We start from the raw sequence: 7,045 nt of genomic DNA, 5'->3' as shown, positions 1-7,045 counted from the left end.
TCGACCTGAACAGCCTCGCTCTGGTCCTGAGAGACCTCGGCCGGCCAGCCGACGCTCGACCCCTACTCGAACGCGCCGTCACCATCGACGAAACCACCCGCGGACCCAACCACCCTAACCTCGCCATCGACCTGAACAACCTTGCCACGGTCCTGAAAGACCTCGACCGGCCAGCCGACGCTCGACCCCTACTCGAACGCGCCCTCACCATCGACGAAAACGCCTATGGACCCATCCACCCCGACGTCGCGCTTCGCCTGAACAACCTCGCCTCAGTACTGCAAGACCTCGACCGGCTGGCCGACGCCACCGCACTGCGGACACGGGCCAGAGCCATCATTGACCGCTTGACGGCGCGGGAGCGCAGCGGACCCTCAGCCCAGGAGCAGGTCGCGACGGGCGACGCCGGCGAGGCCGGCCAGGCTCAAGCCGACGCCCAGGCCGGTGAGCACGAGTAGGGCCACCGTCGGCGGGTTCGCGGTCGCGACGTCGGGGACGTGCTGGAACAGGCTCAGGTCCTGGATCCGCTGGGGGACCTTCAGCAGGTCGCCCAGGAGGGCCACGGTGGTGCTGGCGATCAGCGGGAGCCAAGCGAGCGCGGTCAGGCGCGGTAGGGCGCCGGCCAGCAGCACCGTGCAACCCGTCATCGCGGCGGCGGCCGGCCACTGGCCGATCATGTAGACGAAAGCTCGGGCGGCTATGTCGTCGCCGTCGAGCATCGCTGGGGCTATCAGCGCGGTCAGGACGCCGGTCGCGGTCAGGATGATCGCGGCACCCGCTGCTGTCACGGTGGCCTGGGCGGCCAGCGGGGACCAACGGCGCAGGCCGGTGGTCAGCTGGAGGTCGGTCAGGCCCAAGCGCTCCGCTCGGCGGCTGTCTGACGCGGACAGGACCGCGTAGACGCAGATGATGATGCCCACGATCGTGCCGCAGTAGGACAGGAAACCGGCCGCTGGGTCACCAGCGCCCAGCTGGGAACCCAGGAAGCCGCCTACCTCGCCCTCGCGCTGCTGCTCCACCGTGCTGGAACCCATCGCGGCGAACAAGGAGCCGATCGCCGCCACCGCGATGGTCCAGGTCAGCAGGGAGCCTCGGGCCAGGCGGAAGGCGAAGCCGGTGGCTGAGCGCACCCGCAACCGGCCGTGGTGGATGTCTCGGCGGCGGATGAAGCCGGCGCCGAACTCGCGCCGCGATGACAGCAACATCGCGCCGATCGCGGCCGCGACGGTGAACAGCAGCGCGGGAAGCAGCGCCCACCAGCGGTCGGTGGTGAACGGCTGGACTACCGCGCGCAAGCCGAGCGGGCTCAGCCAGTTGAGCCACGCCACGTCGCGGGTATCGGCGAAGGCGCGGACCGCGAACGACACGCCCACCAGGGCGAAACCGAGCAGGCGAGCTTGGCCGGCGGTCGGTGCTATCTGCGCGAGCAGCGTGGTCAGGGCGGCAACCAGCAGGAACGTCATCGCCACCGTCGCCCCGAAGGCGCCGCCCACCCCGGCAAAGAGCACGGTCGCGCAGCCGGCCAGGACGGTCAGCGCGCTGCGCAGCGGCGTTTTCGGGGCCAGGCCGCAACTGCGCAGCAGCTCCAGGGTGCCGTCGTCCTCGTTGGCACGGGTCAGGGCCACCGCTATCAGCACCCCCATCACTGCCGCGAGGATGGTGGCGAAGGCGCCGATTTCCCACCCGTACATCTGGTTGGGGGTTCCGGGGTCGGGCAATAGGCCGTACACCAGGTTGGTTGCTGGGTTTTTCTGGGCCTTGAGGACCGCGGCCCGGCGGAGTTCGTCGGTGGCGTAAGTGGTTCGGTAGGCGGAGATCGTGATGGCGCACATGGCGATCATCAGGAGCAGCCAGCTGGCCAGCATGAGGCGGTAGCGGCGTAGCAGCAGGCGGGTCATCGGGCGGCCACCGCGTAGTGCCGCAGGAACAGGTCCTCGAGGCGTGCGGGGGTGCAGGTGATGTCCTGGGCGTTGGCCTCGGCCAGCAGGCCGAGCGCTCGCGGCACCAGGTCCCGGGGCACGCTCAGGTGCAGCAGACCGTTGGCACAATCGCCGAATCCGAGCCGGTTGACGATCACGGCGGCCTGATCCTCCGGAAGGCGCGCGGTGACGGCGGAAGCGGCCAAGTGCCGCATATCTGCGAGGCGTCCAGACTCGACCAACCGGCCGTCCTTGATAATCGTGACCGTGTCGCAGACGTCCTCTACCTCGGCCAGGATGTGGCTCGACAGCAAGACCGTACGGCCGGCAGCAGCCGCGTCTCGCACGCAGCGCTGGAACAACTGCTCCATCAGCGGGTCCAGGCCCGAGGTGGGCTCGTCGAGGATGAGCAGGTCGGTGCGGGCGGCGAACGCGGCGATCAGCGCGACCTTCTGCCGGTTGCCCTTGGAATAGGTGCGCACGCGGCGGCGGGTGTCCAGGGCGAACTCGTCGGCCAGCCGGCGTTCCGCGGCCTCGTCGCGGGTGCCGCGCAGGCCGGCCAGGGCGTCCAGCACCTGCTGGCCGGTCAGGTTCGGCCACAGGGTGACCTCGCCGGGAACGTACGAGATGCGCCTGGTCACCCTGACCTGGCCGGACGTGGGCTTGTAGAGGCCCAGCAGGACCCGGATCGTCGTTGACTTGCCGGCGCCGTTCGGGCCGAGGAAGCCGTGCACGCTGCCCTCCTCGACGCTCAGGTCCAGGCCGTCCACGGCGGTGAACGTCCCGAACCGCTTCACCAGGGCGGTGGTCTCGATGATCACTGGGCTTGGCCTTTCTCGATCAGAGTGAGCAGGGCGTCGGCCAGCAGTCGGTCGAGGTCGCGCTGGTTCGGGGCGGCGAGCCGCACGTACAGGTCGGCGGCGCGGCGGGCCACCTCGATGTCGATGGCACGCACGACCGGCAGGAAGTCCTCGCCGAGCTGCCGGGTGAGCCGCTCGAGGTGGTAGGCCGCCAGCTGTTCCATCTCGGCCCGGTCGAGCGGGCCGGTGCGTTCGGCGATCACCCGGAAGCCCTCGGTGGACTCGGTCAGGTCGGCGCCGGCCAGCCGCTCGTAGAGAACGGCCGCCTCCGGTGGCATGTCGCCGCGGTAGAAGGCCAGCTCCATGTAGTCGCGTTCGCGCCGGATCACCCGGCGGGTGCGCTCGTCGGGCGCCTCCGACTCGATCCGGTCGTAGAACGCGACGATGGCGGCCGGCATCGGCGACAGGTTGCCATCGCGTTCGACGGCCTCGATGAGCCGCTGCATCCGGTCGCGCTGGGTCTGCAGCTCGCGCAGCTGCTCGTCGAGGGCCTCGACCCCGGACCGCAGGTCGGTCAGCACCGTTGACTCGGCCATCGCCCCGATGGTCGCGAGCGGGACGCCGGCCAGCGCCAGCCACCGGATGCGGACCATCCGGGCCACGTGCACGAGACCGTAGTCGCGCACACCGTCCCGGGTCGGCGGCACCGGCAGCAGGCCGATCTGGTGGTAGTGCCGGATGGTGCGGACCGTTGCGCCGGTCAGCTCGGCCAGTTCCTTGATGCGCACCCGGCCAGTCTCTACTGTGACGTTACGTCACAGTCAATATCTTGTCGGGGTTGGCGACCACGTATATGCCCCGGATCAGGCCGTCGGCGGCGTCGATCAGCAACAGGTGCCGCGATGCGGGGTAGCTGACGAGGAGCGCCGGTTCGCCGTTGAGGGTCATTCTTTTTAACGAGAATTCCGGCGTACGCGCATAAATGCTCCCGAAGAACCGGGCCACCTTGGCCGGCGTGTAGATCGGGTTGATCGCCGTGCGCACCCGGCCACCGCCGTCCGACCAGGACACGACATCGGCGTGCAGCAGGCTGCGCAGCGTGGCGAGGTCACCGTCCCGGGCCGCCGCGACGAAGCCGTTGAGCAGCCGCTCGTGCTCCTCTTTCGCGGGGGTGAAACGTGGGCTCTTGGTGAGCGCTTCCCGGGCGCGGTGGTGCAGCTGCCGGCAGTCGGCCTCGGTCCGGCCGATGATCTCCGCGATCTCCTCGTAGGGTAGGTCGAACGCGGTGTGCAGCACGTAGACCGCCCGCTGCGGCGGGGTGAGCTGCTCCATCAGGTGCAGCACGGCGTACGACAGATCGGTGGTGTCGACCGCCTCGGCCGGCGCCGGTTCCGGCAGCCATTCGCCGAAGTAGCTTTCCCGGCGGGCCTGCCGGGCCCGCAGGTTGTCCACGGCCAGCCGCGCCACCACCCGGGTCAGGTAGCGGCGCGGCTGCTCGACGTTGCTGCGATCGGCGCCGGCCCAGCGCAGATAGGCCTCCTGCAGTACGTCCTCGGCGTCGTGCAGGCTGCCCAGCATCCGATAGGCGAGCCCGAACAGCATCGGCCGATGCCGAACGAACTCGTCGGTCACGCCAGCGGTGGCGGGGGTTGCCGGGTCGAGATCACGATCCGATTCCACACGTTGATGGTGCCAATAGCGATGATGAGGTTGGCGACCTCCTCCTCGGACCACTCCTTCGCGGCCTCGGCCCACACCTCGTCGGACACCTCGACCTTGGTCACCGCGTCGGTCAGCGCGAGCGCGGCCCGCTCCTTCGCGGTGAAGAAATCCTCCGCTTCGCGCCAGGCCGCCACCGCGAACAGCCGGCGCTGGTTCTCCCCGTCGGCGAGGGCCTCGGTGGTGTGCATGTCGATGCAGAACGCGCAGCCGTTCAGCACCGACGCCCGGATCTTGATCAGGTGCAGCACGGTGGGTTCGACGTTGGCCCGCCCGTACTTCTCCAGCTCAGCGACGGCCGCGTAGCCGGCCGGAATCACTTCCGCCAGCGACATTCGTTTAGTCATGCCAGCACGACGGACGGGCGACCCGCCGGCGTGACAACCGCAGCCGTGACGGTGGTCACCCAGCCTCTTGCAGCCAGCCGTCGATAGCGGCCTGGGCGGTCTCCTTGACCGCGGCCGGGGCCGCGCTCGCCGCGACGGACGTACGGGCACAGTCCGCCAGCGCGACATCGTGCAGGCCCAGGTCGTGGCGGGCCACCTCGTACTCGTGCAGGACGCCCACGCCGAACAGGGTCGGGTCGTCGGCGTTGATCGAGCAGCGCACGCCCGCGGCCAGCAGGGCCGGCAGCGGGTGGGCGGCCAGGCTCGGCACGACGCCGAGCAGAAGGTTCGAGGTCGGGCACACGTCCAGCACGGTGCCGGCCGCGGCCAGCTCGGCGACCAGCGCCGGGTCTTCCACCGAGCGGACCCCGTGCTGGACGCGGTCGGCGCCGAGCAGGGTCACCGCCTCGCGGACCGACTCCGGGCCGACCAGCTCGCCGGCGTGCGGGACGGCCAGCAGGCCGGCGTCGCGGGCGGTGGCGAACGCCTTCTGGAAGTCGCGGGCCGGGAAACCGCGCTCCTCGGCATGCAGACCCAGGCCGATCACGCCCCGGCCGGCGAACCGGGCGGCGGCCGACGCCAGCTCGAGGGCGGCGTCCGGGCCGGCGGTGCGGTCGATCGCCACCACGATGCCGGTCCACACGCCATGCTTGGCGGCCGCGTCGGCGGCGAAGCCGCACAGCGCCTCGATCGCCTCGTCCAGCGACCCGAACACCGGTGTGTACCAGGTCGGGGTGGTGGCCAGCTCGATCGCGACCACCCCGTCGGCCGCGGCGTCCTCGACCGCCTCGTCGATCACCCGGGCCAGCCGGGCGGGCGAGTCGATCACGGTGGTCAGCCCGTAGTAGGCGGTGACGAACTCGGTGAACCCCGAATATTCGAAGCTGGTGCGGGCCGGCTCGCCGGAGAACTCGGCCACGGTGGCCGGCCGCATCGTTGCTTCCAGGTGGATGTGCAGGTGGGCCTTGGGCAGGGCGCGCAGGTCACGCATGAATTTCCTCCGGGATGCGTACGGGCAGGGAGACCAGCGACATGAGCACCTCGCTCTGGATCCAGCCGGGTGGGCCGGCCGGGCGCAGCCCGGGGTAACGCTCGGTCAGGTAGAGCAGGGCCTCCTCGATCTCGACCTGGGCGAGGCCGGCCCCGATGCAGTAGTGCGGGCCGCCACCGAAGACCAGCGAGCGACGCTGGTCGGCACGACCCGGATCGAAGGTCAGCGGGTCACCGAACACCGTTTCGTCGTGGTGGCCGGAGAGCACCGAGCAGCGCACCCAGGTGCCGGCCGGCACCGCCAGGCCGTCGATGACGGCGTCGGTCAGGGCCTTGCGGTTGATGTAGCCGACCCGCGGGGTGAGCCGCTCGGCCTCGACCGCGGCCCCCGCGGCCAGCGCCGGCTCGGCGCTCAGCTGCTGCCAGCGGGCCGGGTCGGCGAGGGTGTGCATGAGGGTGACGCCGAGTTGGCTGGCGGTGTTGTCGGTGCTGGCCGACAGCAGCTCGGCCGCCACCCCGATCAGTTCCTCGTCGGTCAGGGCACCCGCCTCGTGCCGGCCCAGCATCGCCGACAGCAGGTCGTCACCCGGGTTGGCCCGGCGCTCTTCGAGCAGGCTCAGGACGTACGCCTCAAGGCCTTGACCTGCCTCGATGATCTCGTCGCGGTGAGCCGGATCCTGCAGGAAAACCTTGAGCAGGGAATCGGACCAGGCGCACAGCCGGGCCGCGTCAGCGGCCGGCGCGCCCACCATCTTGGTGAAAACCAGGCCCGGCAGGGGTACGCACAAAGCCGTGACCAGGTCGATCACCGTTCCCGGAGCGGGGTTTCCGAGCAGCTCGCGGCAGGTTTCCCGGATGAACGGGCGCCACTCTTCGACCCGGGCCGGCGCGAACCAGGCGGCGGCCGCGCCCCGCAGGCGGGCATGGTCCCGGCCGTGCACCGACAGCATGCCGCTCAGCCCGGTCGCGCCGGGCGCCGTCTCGCCGAGGCCGTTGATCGCCAGCAGGTCGGCGACGTCCGGGACCAGGCGGCGGTCGGTGAGGAACCGCCAGACCTGGTCGTACCGCAGCACTTCGAGGCCGCGGCGGCTGCGGAACGCCCAGTCGGTGCCGCGATGGGCGGCGAGAAACGCGGCCGGGTCGTCAACGAGCAGCGGATCGTCCACGTCCATCCAGGGCAGATCAGCCAGCCCGCGCGTTTCTTTGGTTACGAGCGCCATGGCAACAAAAA

General features: G+C 70.5%; 8 protein-coding genes. 1 reads left to right on the top strand and 7 read right to left on the bottom strand.

The window, feature by feature from the left end; all coding sequences use genetic code 11:
* Window positions 1-458 (top strand): tetratricopeptide repeat protein (locus Ate02nite_RS46685; protein ID WP_203814453.1); only part of this gene is annotated, 458 nt, incomplete at its 5' end.
* On the opposite strand, the gene Ate02nite_RS46680 is transcribed toward Ate02nite_RS46685, so the two are convergent.
* Genes Ate02nite_RS46680 through Ate02nite_RS46650 form a run of 7 tightly spaced genes read right to left on the bottom strand, consistent with a single transcriptional unit; the run spans window position 375 to window position 7,034 of the window.
* Window positions 375-1,898 carry an efflux permease Rv1217c-related protein gene (locus tag Ate02nite_RS46680; protein WP_203814452.1) on the bottom strand — a complete coding sequence of 508 codons (1,524 nt, stop codon included), beginning with the start codon at window positions 1,896-1,898 and terminating at the stop codon, window positions 375-377. The two genes, Ate02nite_RS46685 and Ate02nite_RS46680, sit on opposite strands and share 84 nt — an antisense overlap.
* Complete coding sequence (locus Ate02nite_RS46675; RefSeq protein ID WP_203814451.1) at window positions 1,895-2,740, bottom strand: ABC transporter ATP-binding protein; 846 nt, start codon at window positions 2,738-2,740, stop codon at window positions 1,895-1,897. Before Ate02nite_RS46675 ends, Ate02nite_RS46680 begins: the two co-directional genes overlap by 4 nt.
* On the bottom strand, window positions 2,737-3,507 hold the full coding sequence (locus Ate02nite_RS46670; protein ID WP_203814450.1) for a MerR family transcriptional regulator: 771 nt from the start codon (window positions 3,505-3,507) through the stop codon (window positions 2,737-2,739). Before Ate02nite_RS46670 ends, Ate02nite_RS46675 begins: the two co-directional genes overlap by 4 nt.
* Before the next feature lie 22 nt (window positions 3,508-3,529).
* Window positions 3,530-4,399, bottom strand: coding sequence for an RNA polymerase sigma factor SigJ (gene sigJ / locus Ate02nite_RS46665; RefSeq protein ID WP_239148221.1), 870 nt, complete (start codon window positions 4,397-4,399; stop codon window positions 3,530-3,532).
* A complete protein-coding gene (locus Ate02nite_RS46660; RefSeq protein ID WP_239148220.1) occupies window positions 4,348-4,785 on the bottom strand; it encodes a carboxymuconolactone decarboxylase family protein in 438 nt (145 codons plus the stop codon). The genes sigJ and Ate02nite_RS46660 overlap by 52 nt, the downstream gene beginning before the upstream one ends.
* Before the next feature lie 55 nt (window positions 4,786-4,840).
* Window positions 4,841-5,815, bottom strand: coding sequence for an adenosine deaminase (gene add / locus Ate02nite_RS46655; RefSeq protein ID WP_203814449.1), 975 nt, complete (start codon window positions 5,813-5,815; stop codon window positions 4,841-4,843).
* Complete coding sequence (locus Ate02nite_RS46650) at window positions 5,808-7,034, bottom strand: cytochrome P450 (RefSeq protein WP_203814448.1); 1,227 nt, start codon at window positions 7,032-7,034, stop codon at window positions 5,808-5,810. Before Ate02nite_RS46650 ends, add begins: the two co-directional genes overlap by 8 nt.
* Between the last annotated feature and the right edge of the window lie 11 nt (window positions 7,035-7,045).

The organism is Paractinoplanes tereljensis (assembly GCF_016862435.1).
Taxonomy (GTDB): domain Bacteria; phylum Actinomycetota; class Actinomycetes; order Mycobacteriales; family Micromonosporaceae; genus Actinoplanes; species Actinoplanes tereljensis.
Note: the sequence above shows the minus strand (reverse complement) of the source record. Positions and strands in the feature narration are given on the sequence as shown.